Genomic DNA, 16,734 nt, shown 5'->3' on the forward strand with positions numbered 1-16,734 from the left:
TGGGACGTGGAATCGGCCTCGAGCGCGACCGCGGTGGTCGTCGTCAACTACGCAGCCGCCGCCCTGGTCGCAGAGAACCTGCGCGGATTGCAGGCCGAGCGGCCGGATGTGCTCTTCGTCGTCGTCGACAGCTACTCGGGCGCGGAGGAACGCGAGCGGGCGCGGCGACTGGCCGCGGAGCGAGGCTGGGACCTCGTCACACCGTACGTCAACGTCGGCTTCGGCGGCGGCTGCGACCTCGGCGTCGCGCGCGCGCTCGAACGCGGAGCGGACCGGGTGCTGCTGCTCAACCCCGACGCGCGCCTCGCCGAGGGTGCTCTGGCTCTCTTGGAGGCTGAGGTCGCGGCGGATCCGCTGGCGCTGGTCGCACCCCGCATCGACCGGCCGGACGGATCGGTGTGGTCGGTCGGATCGGACCTGTACCTCGCCGACGGCCGTATCCGCTCGCCGCGCGCCCGGGATCGGTTCCCCGGCGCCGAGAGGGCCTTCTGGCTGAGCGGCGCGTGCCTCCTGCTCTCCCGCGAGCTGTGGGAGCGGGTCGGCGGGTTCCGCGACGACTACTTCCTGTACTGGGAGGACGTGGACCTCTCGTGGCAGGTCGTCACCGTCGGCGGACGGCTGGTGGTGCGGGAGGATGCGCACGCCGTTCACGCCGAAGGCGGCACGCAGGGCACGGCGGAGCACGACCAGGGCCGGCAGTCGTCCGGGGAGCCGAAGTCGGACGTCTACTACTTCCACAACATCCGCAACCGCCTCGTGTTCGCCCGGCTGAACCTCCCCGAGGAGACCGTCGCCCGGTGGCGCGGCCTCCGGCTGTCGCTCCGGATCGCGTGGGAGGTGCTGCTGCAGGGCGGACGGCGCCAGCTGCTGCGTCGTCCCGGGCTCCTGCTGCTCGCTGCGCGGGCGGTCCGCGAAGGCCGGCGGTTCGCCGCATCCCCCACCAAGAGGGGCCAGAAAGGTGAGAATTCCTCGCGGTAGACTGCTGGGGCACGGAATACCCGACACCGTGCAACTGGGAGCGTAGCCATGACCACTCCGGCCGACCAGGACGACGAGCCCCGTCGTCGCCGTCTCGTCCCGTGGATCGCGGGCGGCAGTGCCGTCCTGCTGTGCGCCGCGGGCATCACCTGGGGTGTGCTCTCGGCGCAGTCGTCGACGCCGCCGTCGACGCCTCACACCCTCGTCGCGGTCGGGACCCCGGTCCCGAGCGCACCGGCCATCACCGGCCCCACCGCCACCGGCGCACCCAAGTCGAGCGACGCGCCCAAGGGCGCCGACGCCACCCCGACACCGGACCCGCGCTTCGGCGCCCCCGTCGCGGAGACCGTGACGACCGGCGACAGCAGCTCCTTCGGCGGCGGCGTCACCGTATCGGTGTCGCCGTTCACCGAGGTCGACGTGAAGGCGTCCGGACCCGGTGAGGTCAACGGTCCGGGCATGAAGGCGACCGTCGTCGTCAAGAACGGCGGATCGAAGCCGGTCGACCTCAGCTCGCTCAGCGTCAACGGATACTACGGCGACGACTACACGCCGGCGTCGCCGGTCGCCTCCCAGACCACGGGCCTCAGCGGCGCACTCGCGGCCGGCGAGCAGGCCTCCGGCGAGTACGTCTTCTCCGTTCCGAAGGGATCGGAGTCGGCCTTCCGCGTCACCGTGGGCAGCGGCTCCTCGTCGCTCGTCCTGGTCAAGTAGCCCTCCAGCGACACGAAAGCGCCGGTGGTCCCTCTCGCGAGGGGCCACCGGCGCTTCGTCGTCCGCCCTTCACGTCGGAGATCCGACGGCGAGAGTGGGAGATTCGGCACGCAACCCTCCGAATCTCCTGCCCCACCGCGGTCCGTCGGAGATTCGGCGGCGCTTCCCCGACGTTGCGCCCGCGGGCGACCGTGAGCGCGTACGGGGCTACTTCTGGGCGACCTGCGGTGCGGTGGACGGAGTGTCGTCGGCGGGCTCGTCACCGGCTTCGCTCGCGGGAGCAGCGGGTTCGGCCGCAGGAGCCGCCGCAGCCGCAGGCGCCGAGCGCGGGGGAACGGCCGCCGGCGCAGCGCCGCTCGGCCGGCGGGGTCCGGCGGCGGGTGCCTCGGGACCCGGCTTCGCATCCTCGTCGAGCTGGTAGTAGTAGTACGCGTTGCCGGGGCGCTTGCCGCGCGCCTTGTTGAGCACGGTTCCGGCGACCGAGCCGCCCGCGCGGCGGATGGCGTCCACCGTGTGCACCAGCTGGCTGCGGCGGACCGCCGTGCGGTCGACCACCACGACAGTGGCGTCGGATTCCGGCACCAGGGAGGCCGCGTCGGCCACTGCCGCCAGCGGCGGGGTGTCGATGACGATCACGTCGTACATCGTCCGGGCTTCCGCGATCAGTGCGCTCATGGCACGCGACGAGAGCAGCTCGCTCGGGTTCGGCGGGATGCGTCCGGCGGTCAGCACCGTGAGCGAGCCGTCGCCCCAGGGCTGGACGGCGTCGGCGAGCGACACCCGGCCGGCGAGGATCGTGCTGAGGCCCGTCTCGGGGACGAGGCCGGTGTAGCGGGCGATCGCCGGACGGCGCAGGTCCGCGTCGATGAGGAGCACGCGCCGGCCGCCCTCGCTGAGGGCGATGGCGAGGTTGGTGGCCACAGTGGACTTGCCCTCGCCGAGGATGGATGAGGTGAGCACGAAGACCGGGGAGGAGACGTCGACCGCGACGAACTCGAGGTTCGCCCGGAGCTGCCGGAAGTCCTCCGCGCTGCTGGAGCGGGTGTCGCCGACCATCGCGAGGCCCTGAGTGGCGCCGCGCCGACGGCGGATGGTGCCGAGGCTCGGCGCCCCGCTGACCGCGGCGGTCTTCTCCTCCGAGTCGACGCGCGTGCTCATCGCCTCCCACAGCAGGAGGCCGCCCGCGGCGATGAGGATGCCGACGACCAGGCCGATCAGGATGTTGAGGCGCTCGTTGGGCGCCGACGGTCCGACCGGCTCGACGGCCGGTTCGATGATCCGCGTGGTGACCGTGCCGTTGCCCTGGGCGTTCTTGGGCGCGATGTCCTCGACCTGCGCGCGCAGGCTCGCCGCGGCCGCGTTGGCGATGTCCGTCGCCTGCTTGGCCGACGTGTCGGTCACATCCAGCTGGAGCACGACGGTGTTCTGCGGCGTCGTGACCGCGATCTGCTTCGCGAGCGCCGCCGGCGTCACGCTGAGGTCGAGGCTGTCGATGACGGGCTGCAGCACCACCGGCGCGGTCGCCAGCTGTGCGAAGGAGAGCATCTGGTTCTGGGTGTACGTCGACCCCTGGTTGATGTCGTTCCCCGTGACGCCCGCGCTGAGGGAGAAGTAGAGGCTCGTCGTCGACGTGTACTCGCGGGTGGCGAGCTGGCTGAGTCCCCAGCCTCCGATGGCGCCGATGAGCGCGCCGGCGACGACGACGTACCAGAAGTGGCGGAACAGGGCGAGATACGGGTTCCGGGTCATGACGGTTCCTTAAGGGGGATCGGGCGGGACTGGCCGGTCGGGGCCGTGATGGTCGAGTCCTGTAGTGCAAGGCTGCCACGCGCGGTGCGCGACAGCCACTGGCCGGTCGCGGCGATGCCGACGACGGCGAACAGGAAGATGGAGTACTGGGTGATGAGGGCGACGGTCGCAAGGGCCGGGATCTGGGCTACGATCGCGATGGTCGCCGGAACGGCGCGCCCCCGCAGCACGGTCCAGACGGCGCAGATCAGCGCGACGCAGGCGAGCACCATGGCCAGGATGCCGTTGGTGAGGCCGGTGAGGACCAGCTGGCTGTCGATGGACACGAAGTGCGCGAAGTGGAGCGTGCCGGCCGAGTCCTTCTGTGCCGAGTCGGCGACCCCGATGGGGTTCATGCTGCCGAGGAGGGAGAGGAGGTCGCCGCGGTAGTCGGCGCTGCCGGTCGCCTCTGTGCCGGCGTCGTCGAAGACCGAGAGCACGAGGGGCGATGCCGCGACGGCGGCGATCGCGAGGACGGTGAGGGTGATGCCGCGCGCCTTCACGGACAGTTCGCGCGAGAAGAACACGGAGAGCAGGAGCCCGATCGCGGCGCAGAGCATCGCCGTGCGGCTGAAGCTGACCACGCAGCCGCCGAGCAGGACGGCCACCATGAGCAGCCGGACCCACAGCCGGAACGGCGCGGCGATGGCGAAGGGGATGGCGAGCGCGAGGCTCGAGCCGAGAGCGATCGAGTGGCCGAATGCGGCCTCCGCGCGGGGGACGCCTCCGCGGATCTGGATGGTGCCCCAGGCGCTGTAGAGGCCGTTGCCGGCATGGATGAGCACGAACGGGTTGAAACGGGTGACGAACTCGATCACCGCGAGCGCCCCCACGATCGTGAAGGCGATGGCGATCGCTCCGCTGAGCCACGCCATGGACACGCGCAGGGAGGCCAGCCGCCCGACGATGTAGCCGATGGCGAAGTACGACACCATCGTGATCAGCGTGGCGAAGGCGATCGACGAGTTGGCGCCGAACAGCCCCGCGACGCCGATGACCATGAGCACGACGAGGAAGGCGTCCGTCCAGACCAGGTCGAACCGGGGGACGGGGATGAGCGCGGCGATCACGACGAGTCCGACCGCGCTCACGGCGGGAAGGAACAGCTTGCCGTTGAAGCCGACGCCCACGCCGATCCAGATCGGGATGAGGCACAGGGCGGCGAGCCAGAGCGCCACCGAGAGCCGGGGCGCGTGGCGGAGGACGAGGAGCAGCACGACGGCAGCGACGACGGCGAGCACCTGGATCATCAGGTGGTCAACGGACGTGCCCGTCATGGTGGTGCCTCTCGTCTGCGGGTCGGGCGCAAGTGCCGGGGTCGGTCCGGCTGAGAAGTTGTCTCATGGTACTCGGACGGGCCTGGGGCCCTGTACGAGCGGACCGGGCGGGGCGTGTTGCATGCCCCGCCCGGTCGAGTGCTGGTCGGATCAGGCCACCGGCACCACCTGGTACCCGGTGTAGCGCACGACCACCGGGGTGGTGGTCGACGTCGCCGACAGGTACTCGCGGAGGCCGACGCTACCGGCCGTCTGTAGGGCGGCGGTGGTGTCCGTCGCCTGCAGCTGCCAGGTGGCGGGGGCCGCCTGGGACGCCGACCAGACCGAGGCCCGGATCGTCGTCGGGTTGGTGCCCGTCACCTGCACCCGGACGGACAGGGTGTCGCCCGCCGCGTACGTGATGCCGGCGATGTTGGCGGCCGACAGCGTGGTCGAGCCCTGCAGGAGCTGCAGCTGGACCTGACCGGTCGACTTCACCCAGACGCGGGCCTCGTAGTCCGTCGCCCCGACCAGGCGGCCGATGGCGGAGACGTAGGTCCCGCCGCCGGTCGGCATCGTCGTGGTGCTGAACTTGACCGTGGTGTCGGTGCTGGTCGAGCTGACCCCCGCGAGGGAGCTCGTCCGGCTGGATCCGGCGGGTGCGGTCTGCTGACCGTAGCCCGGAGCGACCGCGTAGTTGGTCGCGCCGCCGCTCACGGTCCAGGCGCCGCCGGTGTCCGCGGATCCCCAACCGCTCGCGAGCGTGCGGTTGAAGGTGTCCGCTGCGAGCGGCTGCGGGCCGACCGGGGCCGTCGGGCTGACGGTCGCGGTCTTCTGCGCGGTCGCGCCCTGGTTGTCGGTGACCGTCAGCGTGATCGTGTAGGTCCCGGCCGCGGCGTAGGTGTGCGTCGCGGTCGCGCCCGTCCCGGTCTGCCCGTCACCGTAGTTCCAGGCGTACGAGGCGATCGTGCCGTCCGGGTCGGCCGAGGCCGATCCGTCCACCGACACCGTCAGGTTCGACGTCGAGTTGGTGAACGAAGCCACCGGGGGCTGGTTGACCGGGGGAGCCGTCGGGCTGACGGTCGCGGTCTTCTGCGCGGTGGCGCCCGTGTTGTCGGTGACCGTCAGGGTGACCGTGTAGGTCCCGGCCGCGGCGTAGGTGTGCGTCGCGGTGGCACCGGTGCCTGTCTGCCCGTCACCGTAGTTCCAGGCGTAGGAGGCGATGGTGCCGTCCGGGTCGGACGATCCGGAGCCGTCCAGCGACACGGTCAGGTTCGACGTGCTGCTGGTGAAGGCGGCGACCGGCGGCTGGTTGGCCGGGGCTGTCACGGTGACGCTGTGGGTCGTGGCGGTGGAGGCCAGGCCCTGGTTGTCCGTGACGGTCAGGCCGACCGTGTACGTGCCTGCGGCGGCGTACGCGTGGCTGGTCGTCGCTCCGGTGCCGGTCTGGCCGTCTCCGAAGTCCCAGGCGTAGCTCGCCACGGTCCCGTCGGGATCGCTGGACGTGCTGCCGTCGAGGGAGGCGGTCAGGTTGCTCACCGTGGAGGTGAACGCGGCGGTCGGGGACTGGTTGGCCTTGGTTGCGACCACCGAGTGGGTGACAGCAGCCGAGGTCGCACCCGCGTTGTCGGTGACCGTCAGCGTGACCGTGAAGGTGCCTGCGGTGGCGTACACGTGGGTCGGGGTCGCGCCGATGCCCGTCGAGCCGTCACCGAAGTCCCAGGCGTACGAGGCGACCGTGCCGTCCGGGTCGCTCGACGTCGTGGCGTCGAACGCTCCGCTCAGGTTGGTCATCACGTTCGTGAAGGCTGCGGTGGGCGCCTGGTTGGGCTTGTTGCCGGTACCGAGGTTGTAGTGGTTCAGCACGGTGGATGCGTCGAGCACGGTCGGGTAGACCGCCGCCTCGTCGATGGTCCCGTTGAACCACGGGCTGGACGAGCCCCAGGTCGTGTCCCCGCCGATCCGCCAGTAGCCGCTGTAGCCCTGTGCGGAGGTCTGCGGGTTCGTGCCCGAGAGCTGGCCGTCGACGTACAGCTTCATGCCGTCCGGGCCCTGGCTCGCGACCACCTGGTGCCACGCTCCGTCGTTGTAGCTCGGTCCGGTCGTGATGGTGTTCGTCTGACCGGTCCAGGTTCCGAAGACCAGCTGGCCGTTGTCCTGCATGTAGACGTGACGGTCGTAGTTGCTGGAGGTTCCGCTGGTCGCGTCGCCGAATCCGATGATCTTGCCTCCGGAGTTCGTGGTCGTCTTGAACCACGCTTCCTCGGTGTAGACCGTCGGGTTCGAGTCCTGCGTCCCGTTGACCACCGCGCCGCCGTTGAACGACACAGCGGTGTTGGAGACGCCCGCGAGGGCCCCGGCCGCCTGCTGGCTGTAGGTGCCGATGTAGTTGCCGGTCACACCGTTCGGACCGGAGTCCGCAGCGGTGCTGCCCAGCGTCTCACCGAGGCGCCAGTAGAACTCGGGGTTCCCGGCGTAGACCGCAGCACCGTACGCGTCACTCGGCGCGGCCGGGATGGGCGACGGCTGGCCCGCGGCCACCATCTGCGATGCGATGGTGTTGCGGCTCAGCGGGGCGGGGTAGATCGCGACCTGTGCGATCGAGCCGGCGAAGTTCTGGCTCGAGGGCTGGGACGGCCATCCACCGATGTTGTCTCCACCGATCCGCCAGTAGCCGGAGTACTGCTGTCCGGAGGTGACGTCCGTGCGGGTGCCGACGAGCTTGCCGTCGACGTACAGCTGCATTCCGCCGGAGCTGAGGCTCGCCGTGATCTGGTGCCACTTCCCGTCGTTGAACGACGCTGCACTGTTCACGGTGGCCACGCCGCCCGGGTAGACGCCGAACCAGATCCGGCCGGAGTTGTCCATGTAGACGTGCCGGTCGTAGCTGCCCGAGTTACCGGTGTTGGAGTTGCCGAAGCCGAGGATCTTGCCACCGGAGGTGGTGGTGGTGTTGATCCACGCCTGAACCGTGAAGTTGTTCGATCCGGTGATCTGCTGGCCGGGGGTCACGAAGCTGTTGCCGTCGAAGACCGCCGATCCGGAGCCGGTGAGCGGTCCGTCCGTCGAACGGGTCACACCGGCCGGCAGCGTCAGGTCGTTGAACCCGACGTGGTCGTACGCGGTCTGTCCGCTGGTCTCATCCATCGGCCAGTAGGACGTGGCGCCGGCACCGGTCACGCTGTCGGAGTAGTCGCTCGACGTGTTGGTGGAGGCCACCGTCACGCTGGGCGTATCCCTGTTCGTGGTGTTGTTGTCCGGGTCGGAGACCTTGACGTGATAGATGTGCGTCGATCCCGGGGCGAGGCCGGTGTCCACGAAGCCCATGGCGGGTGTCGTGTAGAAGTTCGACCGCTGGGTGACCGTGTAGACCGGCGTGGTCCCCGCGTCGCGGTAGACCTTGTACGTCAGGTAGCCGTTGTCCTGGTCGTACGTGGCATTCCACGAGACGCGGACCTGGCCGCTGGCGAACGAGACCGCCTTGGGGACGAGCGGGATGCCCTGCGGGCCGACCTTGTTCGGGGCCACGGAACGGACCGCGAACCGGGTGAGGCCCTGCGAGGCGACGCCGTTCACGCTCGGGAACTCGCCACCGGCGATGATGTACTTCGAGTTGCCGGCGACAGACCAGGTCGCCTGGCCCTGACCGGTGTACTTGCCGGTGGTGAAGTTCGGGAAGTAGTCCTGCAGCGCCGGGGAGGGCTTTCCGCCCCAGTTGAAGTAACCCATCGGGTCGTTGGCGAGGGTGCCGACCGCTGCGGCCGAGAAGGCGAGCAGGTGGTGGAAGGTCCACGTGGGCGAGGTCTGCGGGAAGCCGCCTCCGGCGATGTTGCCGCAGTAGTGCGGGTGGCCGACGACGTACAGCAGCGAGTTCACGGGGAACACGGAGTACGTGTCACCGTGGCAGTCCTCGATCCACTGGATGTTGCCGGAGACCGGGTCCGCCGAGAAGGAGCCCTCGAGGTTGCCCGTTCCGCCGACCCAGTCGTAGCCGGAGCCGTAGACGGCCGTCGGCGTGGTGGCCAGCGACGTGATGCCGGCGTTCTTGCCGTAGTCCTGGACCGTCTGGTTCGCCGCCCACGGGAGGTAGGCGCCCGTGCCGGCGTCGACGGCGCCGAGACCGAGGGCCGCCATGCCGGAGAGGCTGGCGAACTGGCCGCCGACGTAGAGACGCGTGCCGTCCGTGCTCGCCGCCATGGCGTTCACGTTGTAGTCCGCGTCCGCCTGGAACGGCAGCGTTGCTCCCGTGTTGGGGTCCAGTGCGGCCACGCGCTGCTTGGCGACGCCGTTCGCGGTGGTGAACCAGCCGCCGGCGTACACCGCGTTGTTGGTCACCGCCAGCGCGCGTACCGAGGAGCCCATGATGGGCTTGAAGGAGGCGATGCGCTGGCCGGTCGCGGTGCTGTACGCCGCGATGCGGTACGCGCCGACCCCATCCGCCGTCGTGAAGTCACCGGCGACGTACACCTTCGTGCCGTCGGGAGACCCGGCGACGGCGAGTGCCTGCGCGTTGAGGCTGGGGGCGAAGGAGCTGATCAGGTTGCCGGTGGTGACGTCGAACGCGAGCACGTTGTTGCGCGTGACCGTGTTGACGCCGGCGGCCGAGCCCGCGGGGCGGGCGGTGGTGAACTTGCCCGCCACGTAGTCGACATTGCCCACCACGGCCTGCGACCAGACGACGCCGTCGATCTGCGGGGTGGGGAGCACGTCGGACGTGACGGTGGGTGGTGTCGCCGGATCGGCAGGGTTGGGAGGTGCACTGTCTGCGAATGCGGGGCCGGCGGCGAAGAAGGTGCCGAGGCCGAGCGCGATTGCTGTTGTGATGGCGAGCGTTCGCGCTCGGGTCAGTCGGTTCATGGTCGGGTCTCCATGGGGGGTCGGGTCGGGCCGAGTGATGTCCCTCCACTGAAGTGACACTTCCTCAACATTGCCTACAGGCTATCGCCTTATATAGGGGTGGCAAGTGCCCCCAATCCGGGGGTGAGCATTATTCAGTTTGTTGCGATCTGAGTTACTGTAGCCAGCACGACCACTACCGACCTGGTGGTCATCGCGGCATTCGCCGAGGGGAGGAACGAATGGCTGAATCGCGTGCGCGCACCGACGTTCCCACCGTGCGGATCCTGGGCACCCACGGCGTCCCCGCCAACTACGGCGGCTTCGAGACCGCGGCCGAGAACGTCGCGCTGTTCCTCCGGGACCAGGGCTGGCGCGTCATCGTCTACTGCCAGGCCGAAGGCACCGGTCCCATCGTGACCGACGAGTGGAACGGCATCGAGCGCGTCACCATCCCGGTGTCGGCGAAGGGATGGCTCGGCACCAGCCGCTTCGACCTCCGCTCCATCGCGCACGCCTCCCGCGATCGCGGGCTCCACCTCACCTTCGGCTACAACACGGCCGTCTTCAACATCTGGCAGCGCCTCAAGCGCATCCCGAACGTGATCAACATGGACGGGATCGAATGGTCCCGCGCCCGCTGGGGCAAGATGCGGCAGGCCATCCTCTACATCAACGAGCGCATCGCCTGCTTCGTCGGGAACACACTCATCGCCGACCACCCGGAGATCGAGGTGTACCTGCGCCGCAAGGCGCCGGCTCGCAAGATCACGATGATCACCTACGGCGCACACCGCGTTGACGACGCCCCTGAGGCGCCGGCGCGCGAGCTGGGCCTGGAGCCCGGGCAGTACTTCACGCTCATCTGCCGCCCGATCCCCGAGAACTCGATCCTCGAGCTCGTCACCGCCTTCTCGGCGGAGCGCCGCGGCGTGCAGCTCGCGGTGTTCGGCAACTACCAGCCGGATGAGGACGACTACCACCGTGCCGTGGTCGACGCCGCCAGCGACGAGGTCCGCTTCGTGGGCTCGGTGTACGAGCCGGACCGCATCGCGGCCCTCCGCTTCCACAGCCTCGGCTACTTCCACGGCCACACAGTCGGCGGCACCAACCCGTCGCTCGTCGAGGCCATGGCGGTGGGCAATCCCGTGCTCGCCCACGACAACGCCTACAACCGGTGGGTGGCACAGGATGCCGCCCTCTACTTCTCGACCACCTCCGAGGCCTCCGCGCACATCACGCGCCTGGTCGCGGACGCCGGGCTCCGCGCGGAGCTCGCCGCCGCTGCGCGCGAGCGCCACGCCACCGAATTCACCTGGGAGCACGTCGCCGGTCAATACCGCGACGTGCTCGCCTCCCACCTGGAGCGCACACATGACGATCGACGCACCCTCAACCCGGCCCGCTGACGACGCGACCGCCGCGACACCGCGGCGGACCGTCCGTCTCGGCGTCGTGGGGCTCGGCAAGATGGGCCTCTCGCACCTCTCGATGATCAACGCCCACCCCGACGTCCAGGTGGAGGCGGTGGTGGATGCGGCCGGCTACATGCTCGACGTGCTCGGGAAGTACACCGGGATGGCCACCTTCCCCTCCATCGACGCGATGCTCGCCGCGACCGACCTGGACGCCGTCCTCGTCGCGACGCCGACGCGTCTCCACGCACCCATGGTGCGGTCGCTGCTCGAAGCGGGCGTCGACGTGTTCTGCGAGAAGCCGCTCAGCCTGACGGCCGCCGACTCGGAGGAACTCGCGGCGCTCGCCGCGGAGCGCGGACGGGTCACGCAGGTCGGCTACCACAACCGCTTCGTCGGAGCCTTCCGCGAGGTCAAGCGCCTGCTGGATCTCGGCGCCATCGGACGCGTGACGCACATCCAGGCCGAGGCCTACGGTCCCGTCGTGCTGCGCGGCAAGGGCGGCACCTGGCGCAGCGACCGCAATGAGGGCGGTGGCGCCCTGTACGACTACGCCGCCCACCCGCTCGACCTGATGACCTGGTACGCGGGCGAGGTTCAGGGCGCCGGCGGAACCGTGCTCGAGTCGGTGTTCTCCAGCTCCACCGAGGACCAGGTCTACGGCACGCTGTTCTTCGGCGAAGGCGTCAGCGGCCAGCTGTCCGTCGACTGGTCGGACGAGTCCTACCGGAAGATGACCACGCAGCTCACGATCTCGGGCACGGCCGGGCGCATCCACGCCGACCGGCAGGAATGCCAGCTCTACCTGCGCGACACCGCACCGGCGATCGACGGCTATACGCCCGGCTGGAACGTCCGCTACACCACCGAGCTCACCGATCCCGTGTGGTTCTACCTCCGGGGCGAGGAGTACAGCGCACAGCTGGACTACTTCGTCCAGAGCGTGCTGCAGCGCCGCACCGACGGCCTCAACTCGTTCGCGAGCGCCGCGGCGACCGACCGTGCACTCACCCTGCTGACCGCCGATGCGTCCGGGACGCACACCACGACCGCCGACGGCACCCACCCTGCGACCGCGACCGCTGCCGCGAAGAGCCGACGCTTCCCTTGGAGAAGACGATGACCACCTCTGCACAGAGCCCCATCCCGGCCGGCGCCCCCGTCGCCGCCCCGGTCGCCCTCGACCGTCTGCTGCTGGGCGACAACCAGTTCTTCGGCGTCAACCACATGTCGGAGGAGAAGGCGCGCGCCCAGTCGATGCGGTTCCAGCACGTGGACGCGATCATGGAGGTGATCGACGCCGCGTACGACGAGGGCATCACCACCTTCATGTGCACCACCCACGACCGGATCGCCGAGATCACCGACCGCGTGCGGGCGAACCCCGAGCGCTACGCCGACTTCTCCTTCCTGCCGAGCATGCCGTACGCGCACAAGTACGCGGATGCCGTGACCGAGGCCGGCATGATGGGCGCCATCAAGCGCTTCCTGCCGGAGGAGGGCTTCGTGAACGCGGCGCTCCGCGGCGGCCGCGCACTCGCCAAGAAGGACGTGGAGGGCATCATCACACTGCTGGTGGATGCCGAGCTCGCCATGTTCCGCGGCACGCGCACCCCGGTCGTCTGGCTGCAGAACGTGGTCGTCGACCTGCTGCTGGGGCTCGGCTTCCGCGACGCCTTCAGCGTCTTCGCCGAGCACGTGCGCTCGCGCTACGGCGCCGAGCCGGGCTTCATCACCATGAACCTGCCGCTGTGCCTGGATGTGCTGGCCGAGCAGGGCATCGAGAACCCGCTGGTCTGCTCCAACATCAACAAGATCGGCTTCCGGATGTCGGGCGGCCTCGACGCCTACCGCGAGGCTCTCGAGGAGCGGCCGTTCCGGGCCGTCGCGATGAGCGTGTTCGCCTCCGGCGCCATCCCGGCGCGCGAGGCGATCGAGTGGGTCGCGCAGCAGCCGAACATCGAGTCGATCGTCTTCGGTGCGTCCACGCGGGCGCACCTGGCGTCGACCAAGGCCCTAGTGGACGAGTACTTCCCGGCTCGCGCCGTGTGAGCGGCGCCGGCCGCTCCGGCGGCCGGCGACCTGCATCATCCCCCGGAGGGTGGCTGCGATCTCGCGGCGGTACCGGCCGAGGGTGAACTTCTCGAGCGCCGAGGCCCGTGCGTCCTCCGCCATGCGCAGCGCGCGGTCCGGGTCGTCCAGCAGCGCTTCGACGGCGTCCGCCATCGCGGCGGCATCCCCGGGCTCGACGAGAAGACCCGTGCGGCCGTCCTCGATCGACTCGAGGTGGCCCAGCGCCGCGGCGGCGACGACAGGGCGGCGCGCGAACTGCGCCTCCACCACGGCGTTGCCGAAGGGCTCGCGGAGCGACGGGGCGAGGACGATGTCGGCGCGTTCGAGCGCCGGCCAGATCGGGGATACGTAGCCGGCGAAGTCGACGTGGCCGCGCAGATCGGGCTGGTCGGCCCGGTCGCGCAGCTCCTGCTCGTACCACTCGTAGCCCTCGAACGGCGTGCCGCAGAGCTCCAGCCGGACATCCCGGCCGCGTGCGCGGAGGATCGCCGCGGCTTCGACGGCCACGTCGGGCGCCTTGCGCGGCGAGAGGCGGGCGACGACGCTCAGCGTCACCGGCCCGTCGAAGGATCGGACCGGTGCAGGGACGACAGGAGGCTCGGTGACGCCGTTGTAGACGGGCACGGTCTTCTTGCCCAGGGCGGGGACAGCGGAGATGAGCGCCTCGGTGGAGGCGCGGCTGATCGAGATGATGCGGTTCGCGAAGAGCAGGGGGGCGTTGAGCGCGAAGCGCACCAGCCGCCCATCGGTGGTCTCGGCCTCGTGCACGTGGCAGACGACCGGCACGTGCGCCTGGCGCGCGGCGAGGATCCACCACGGCAGGGTCACGGTGTTGACGTAGACGACGTCCGGCTCGACCTCGCGGACCAGCTGGCTGAGCCAGCCGATCGAGCGCATCCCGCGCCACCCGAGCGAGACGACGCCGCCGAGCGAGGCGTCGGCACGGCGGAGCACGGGGAACGGCCGGATCATCACATCCGCGCCGCGGCTGGTGATCCGCTCGGCGAGGGGGCCGTCGGAACCGAGCACGGCGAGCACGTCGAAGCCGTCCTCGATGAGCGCCTGGATGCTCTCCAGCATCTGCAGGTCCGACCCGTAGACGTCGCCGGAAGGGTTCGCGACGAGCGCGAGCGGGCGACGGTCAACGGGTGCGGGCATCGAGGACCTCCAGGTCGCGGAACCACTTGCGGAGCGCGACGGCCAGGTACAGGGCGTTCGCGACGAAGAATGCGGTGTAGACCCAGAAGAAGAGCACGGGCCACCCGGCGGTGACGAACGCCAGGCACAGGAAGCCGTAGTCCATCGGCAGCGCGGCCAGGGCGCGCAGCGGGGTGCTGCGGCCGGAGTCGCTGGCGGCACTCGCCGCGGGCGTCCAGCCGCGCGAGCGCTTCAGCTGCTCGTTCAGGATGATCGTGAAGAAGATCACCGTGGCGACGATGCTGTAGCCCACGGGGATGAGCAGGGCGCCGGTCGGGATCGGGTACCAGCGGAAGAACATGACCAGCACCGCCAGGTGGAGGGCGGCGATCTTCGTGGCGTCGACCACGTGGTCCAGCCACTCGCCCGAGAGCGACCCGCCCCCGCGCAGGCGGGCGAGCTGCCCGTCCGCGGAGTCGAAGGCGTACCCGATGGCCAGGGCGAGCCAGACCAGCACACCCGTCCACCACTGCGGCGGCACGAGCACGAGCACGAGGATGCCGGCGAGGCTGAAGCACGCGCTGATCGCGGTGACCGCGTTCGGCGTCAGGCCGGCGCGGTACGCGAACGCCGCCAGGTGCCGTCCGATGGGCCGGTTGACGTAGATCGAGTATCCGGGGGCGCCGCGCGTCTTGACCTTCTGCGCGGCGGAGAGGCGGGCGACGATCGCGCGGTGACCGGCCGAAGGGGCGTTGGCGTCGATAGCGTCAGCGGACATCAGTAGGCCCCCACAGGATGCGTGAGCACCTTGACGGTGCGCCACATGATCACGAGGTCGCCGGTCAGCGACCAGTTCTCCACGTAGTAGAGGTCGAGGCGGACGCTCTCCTCCCAGGAGAGGTCGGAGCGGCCGTTCACCTGCCACATCCCGGTCAGCCCGGGCTTGATGTACAGGCGGCGGTGCACATGGTTCTCGTAGCCCTCGACCTCGGAGGGGAGCGGCGGGCGCGGTCCGACGAGGCTCATGTCGCCGAGGAAGACGTTGACCAGCTGGGGGAGCTCGTCGAGGGAGAACTTGCGCAGGGTGTGCCCGACGCGCGTCACCCGCGGGTCGTGCTTCATCTTGAACAGCAGGCCCTTGCCGTCGTTGTTCGCCTGTAGCTCGGCGAGGCGCGCTTCGGCGTCGATCACCATCGAGCGGAACTTGAACATCTTGAAGTGCTCGCCGTTGCGGCCGACGCGCTCCTGGGCGAAGATCACCGGTCCGTTGTCGTCCAGCTTCACGGCGATCGCGATGGCGATGAACAGCGGCGCGAGGATGAGAAGGGCGATACCTGATGCGAAGAAGTCGAACGCCCGCTTGAGCACGTGCTTGCCGCCCTCGAACTGCGGGATCTCCACGTGGATGAGCGGGAGTCCCTCGACGGGACGGAAGTGGATGCGAGGCCCGGCCACGTCGGTGAGGGGGGATGCCAGCACGAGCTCCGTCGCCGTCCCCTCCAGCTTCCAGGCCAGTTTGCGGACGAAATCGCCGCTGCTGAGGGCGCGGCCGGCCACGATAACCGTGTCCGCGCCCAGCCGCGCCGCAGCGTCCGCGACCCCCGACAGGTCGGAGACGATCGGTACCTCGCGCTCGGGGCTGGCGATGCGGCGCCGCATCTCGGCGTCCTTCTTCGCCCCCTTGCGCTTTCCGGTGTCGAGAGCGGCACCCACGACGTTGTAGGCCGCTCCCGACTTCTGGTGGATCTGCCGCACGACGTAGTCGACGTCGTCGAAACGCCCCACCACGAGGGCGCGCGACAGGTAGTGGTCGAAGGTGCGCTGCCGGATCAGCCAGTGCCGCCACATCCAGCGCGAGAACAGCACGCCGGCCATGCCGGCGGGGAGCGCCACGATGAAGTAGCCGCGGGCGATGTCGACCTTGGCGACGAGGAACAGGATGGCGAGCACGCCGAAGGTGATGGCGCTCGCCGACACGACACGGCGGTACTCGGAGACGCCCAGGCCCACGACCCGAGGGTCGCGGGTGTGGTAGACGGACAGCGTGAAGAGCCAGGTGGCGGCGATCAGCAGAGACACGTACAGGTAATCGATGTGGAAACCGGCCGTCGGGGGCACGGTTTCGTCGAAGCCGAAGCGCACGTAGACGGCGCCGATGGTCGCTGCGAGGATGATGGCCGTGTCGGTCGCCAGGAGGCGGTACCGGTAGAGGCGGGCCCAGGTGCGACCGGAGATCAGTTCGGGGAGGGCTCCGGCGGCGACGGGTGCAGCGAGCCGCGGGCGGACGACTGTCATGCCTGCGCCTCCTTGTTCTGCTCGTACGCGACCGGGGAGCCGACGGCGGCTGGGGGGAAACCGTGGTCTCGAACGGCTTCACCGCCGCCGACTCCGCTCGTGGGGCGACCTCCGTGGGTCCGCGCGCGCCGAGCACTCCCCAGTCGGATGGGGTTGAGAGCGGGAAGTGCTCGGCGCGGCGGAATCGGGTACACGGTTGTCACCTGCGGGTTCGGGTGTTGCGTTTCGGGTGATGCGATCGG

Annotated in this window: 11 protein-coding genes; 5 read left to right on the forward strand and 6 right to left on the reverse strand. The window is 69.9% G+C overall.

Annotation, left to right across the window (positions count from 1 at the left end; genetic code table 11):
* Positions 1 to 6: 6 nt before the first annotated feature.
* Both QRN40_RS09695 and QRN40_RS09700 read left to right on the forward strand, forming a co-directional pair.
* A complete protein-coding gene (locus QRN40_RS09695; RefSeq protein WP_285115392.1) occupies positions 7 to 978 on the forward strand; it encodes a glycosyltransferase in 972 nt (323 codons plus the stop codon).
* Between the two features lie 48 nt (positions 979 to 1,026).
* Positions 1,027 to 1,692, forward strand: a complete 666-nt coding sequence (locus tag QRN40_RS09700; RefSeq protein WP_285115393.1) for a DUF4352 domain-containing protein — start codon at positions 1,027 to 1,029, stop codon at positions 1,690 to 1,692.
* A 207-nt stretch (positions 1,693 to 1,899) separates the two neighbouring features.
* On the opposite strand, the gene QRN40_RS09705 is transcribed toward QRN40_RS09700, so the two are convergent.
* The 3 genes from QRN40_RS09705 to QRN40_RS09715 form a co-directional block, all read right to left on the reverse strand.
* The gene (locus QRN40_RS09705; RefSeq protein ID WP_285115394.1) at positions 1,900 to 3,441 is read right to left on the reverse strand and encodes a tyrosine-protein kinase domain-containing protein; all 1,542 of its coding nucleotides are present in this window, start codon (positions 3,439 to 3,441) and stop codon (positions 1,900 to 1,902) included.
* Positions 3,438 to 4,757, reverse strand: coding sequence for an O-antigen ligase family protein (locus QRN40_RS09710; protein WP_285115395.1), 1,320 nt, complete (start codon positions 4,755 to 4,757; stop codon positions 3,438 to 3,440). Before QRN40_RS09710 ends, QRN40_RS09705 begins: the two co-directional genes overlap by 4 nt.
* A 150-nt stretch (positions 4,758 to 4,907) precedes the next feature.
* On the reverse strand, positions 4,908 to 9,593 hold the full coding sequence (locus tag QRN40_RS09715) for a PKD domain-containing protein (RefSeq protein WP_285115396.1): 4,686 nt from the start codon (positions 9,591 to 9,593) through the stop codon (positions 4,908 to 4,910).
* A gap of 221 nt (positions 9,594 to 9,814) precedes the next feature.
* On the opposite strand from QRN40_RS09715, the gene QRN40_RS09720 reads away from it, so the two are divergent.
* The 3 genes from QRN40_RS09720 to QRN40_RS09730 are packed head-to-tail and all read left to right on the forward strand — an operon-like array spanning position 9,815 to position 13,039.
* Positions 9,815 to 10,981, forward strand: coding sequence for a DUF1972 domain-containing protein (locus tag QRN40_RS09720; protein WP_285115397.1), 1,167 nt, complete (start codon positions 9,815 to 9,817; stop codon positions 10,979 to 10,981).
* Positions 10,947 to 12,110, forward strand: a complete 1,164-nt coding sequence (locus QRN40_RS09725; RefSeq protein ID WP_285115398.1) for a Gfo/Idh/MocA family protein — start codon at positions 10,947 to 10,949, stop codon at positions 12,108 to 12,110. Before QRN40_RS09720 ends, QRN40_RS09725 begins: the two co-directional genes overlap by 35 nt.
* Positions 12,107 to 13,039 carry a hypothetical protein gene (locus tag QRN40_RS09730; RefSeq protein ID WP_285115399.1) on the forward strand — a complete coding sequence of 311 codons (933 nt, stop codon included), beginning with the start codon at positions 12,107 to 12,109 and terminating at the stop codon, positions 13,037 to 13,039. Before QRN40_RS09725 ends, QRN40_RS09730 begins: the two co-directional genes overlap by 4 nt.
* Here the strand turns inward: QRN40_RS09730 and QRN40_RS09735 are convergent.
* From QRN40_RS09735 to QRN40_RS09745, 3 genes are read right to left on the reverse strand one after another with little or no spacing between them, the layout of a single operon-like run.
* On the reverse strand, positions 13,004 to 14,218 hold the full coding sequence (locus QRN40_RS09735) for a glycosyltransferase (protein WP_285115400.1): 1,215 nt from the start codon (positions 14,216 to 14,218) through the stop codon (positions 13,004 to 13,006). The genes QRN40_RS09730 and QRN40_RS09735 overlap by 36 nt on opposite strands.
* Entirely contained in the window at positions 14,202 to 14,975 is a 774-nt protein-coding gene (locus tag QRN40_RS09740) for a CDP-alcohol phosphatidyltransferase family protein (RefSeq protein ID WP_285115401.1), read from the reverse strand. The genes QRN40_RS09735 and QRN40_RS09740 overlap by 17 nt, the downstream gene beginning before the upstream one ends.
* Positions 14,975 to 16,492: a sugar transferase gene (locus QRN40_RS09745; RefSeq protein WP_285115402.1), complete on the reverse strand. Its 1,518-nt coding sequence runs from the start codon at positions 16,490 to 16,492 to the stop codon at positions 14,975 to 14,977. Before QRN40_RS09745 ends, QRN40_RS09740 begins: the two co-directional genes overlap by 1 nt.
* Between the last annotated feature and the right edge of the window lie 242 nt (positions 16,493 to 16,734).

It is taken from the genome of Leifsonia sp. fls2-241-R2A-40a (genome assembly GCF_030209575.1).
Classification (GTDB): domain Bacteria; phylum Actinomycetota; class Actinomycetes; order Actinomycetales; family Microbacteriaceae; genus Leifsonia.

Excerpts from the sequence above, each read along its gene's own strand:
- QRN40_RS09715 (WP_285115396.1), bottom strand. The coding sequence starts at position 9,593 with ATGAACCGACTGACCCGAGCGCGAACGCTCGCCATCACAACAGCAATC.
- QRN40_RS09735 (WP_285115400.1), bottom strand. The coding sequence starts at position 14,218 with ATGCCCGCACCCGTTGACCGTCGCCCGCTCGCGCTCGTCGCGAACCCT.
- QRN40_RS09740 (WP_285115401.1), bottom strand. The coding sequence starts at position 14,975 with ATGTCCGCTGACGCTATCGACGCCAACGCCCCTTCGGCCGGTCACCGC.
- QRN40_RS09705 (WP_285115394.1), bottom strand. The coding sequence starts at position 3,441 with ATGACCCGGAACCCGTATCTCGCCCTGTTCCGCCACTTCTGGTACGTC.
- QRN40_RS09730 (WP_285115399.1), top strand. The coding sequence starts at position 12,107 with ATGACCACCTCTGCACAGAGCCCCATCCCGGCCGGCGCCCCCGTCGCC.
- QRN40_RS09745 (WP_285115402.1), bottom strand. The coding sequence starts at position 16,492 with ATGACAGTCGTCCGCCCGCGGCTCGCTGCACCCGTCGCCGCCGGAGCC.
- QRN40_RS09710 (WP_285115395.1), bottom strand. The coding sequence starts at position 4,757 with ATGACGGGCACGTCCGTTGACCACCTGATGATCCAGGTGCTCGCCGTC.
- QRN40_RS09725 (WP_285115398.1), top strand. The coding sequence starts at position 10,947 with ATGACGATCGACGCACCCTCAACCCGGCCCGCTGACGACGCGACCGCC.
- QRN40_RS09720 (WP_285115397.1), top strand. The coding sequence starts at position 9,815 with ATGGCTGAATCGCGTGCGCGCACCGACGTTCCCACCGTGCGGATCCTG.
- QRN40_RS09700 (WP_285115393.1), top strand. The coding sequence starts at position 1,027 with ATGACCACTCCGGCCGACCAGGACGACGAGCCCCGTCGTCGCCGTCTC.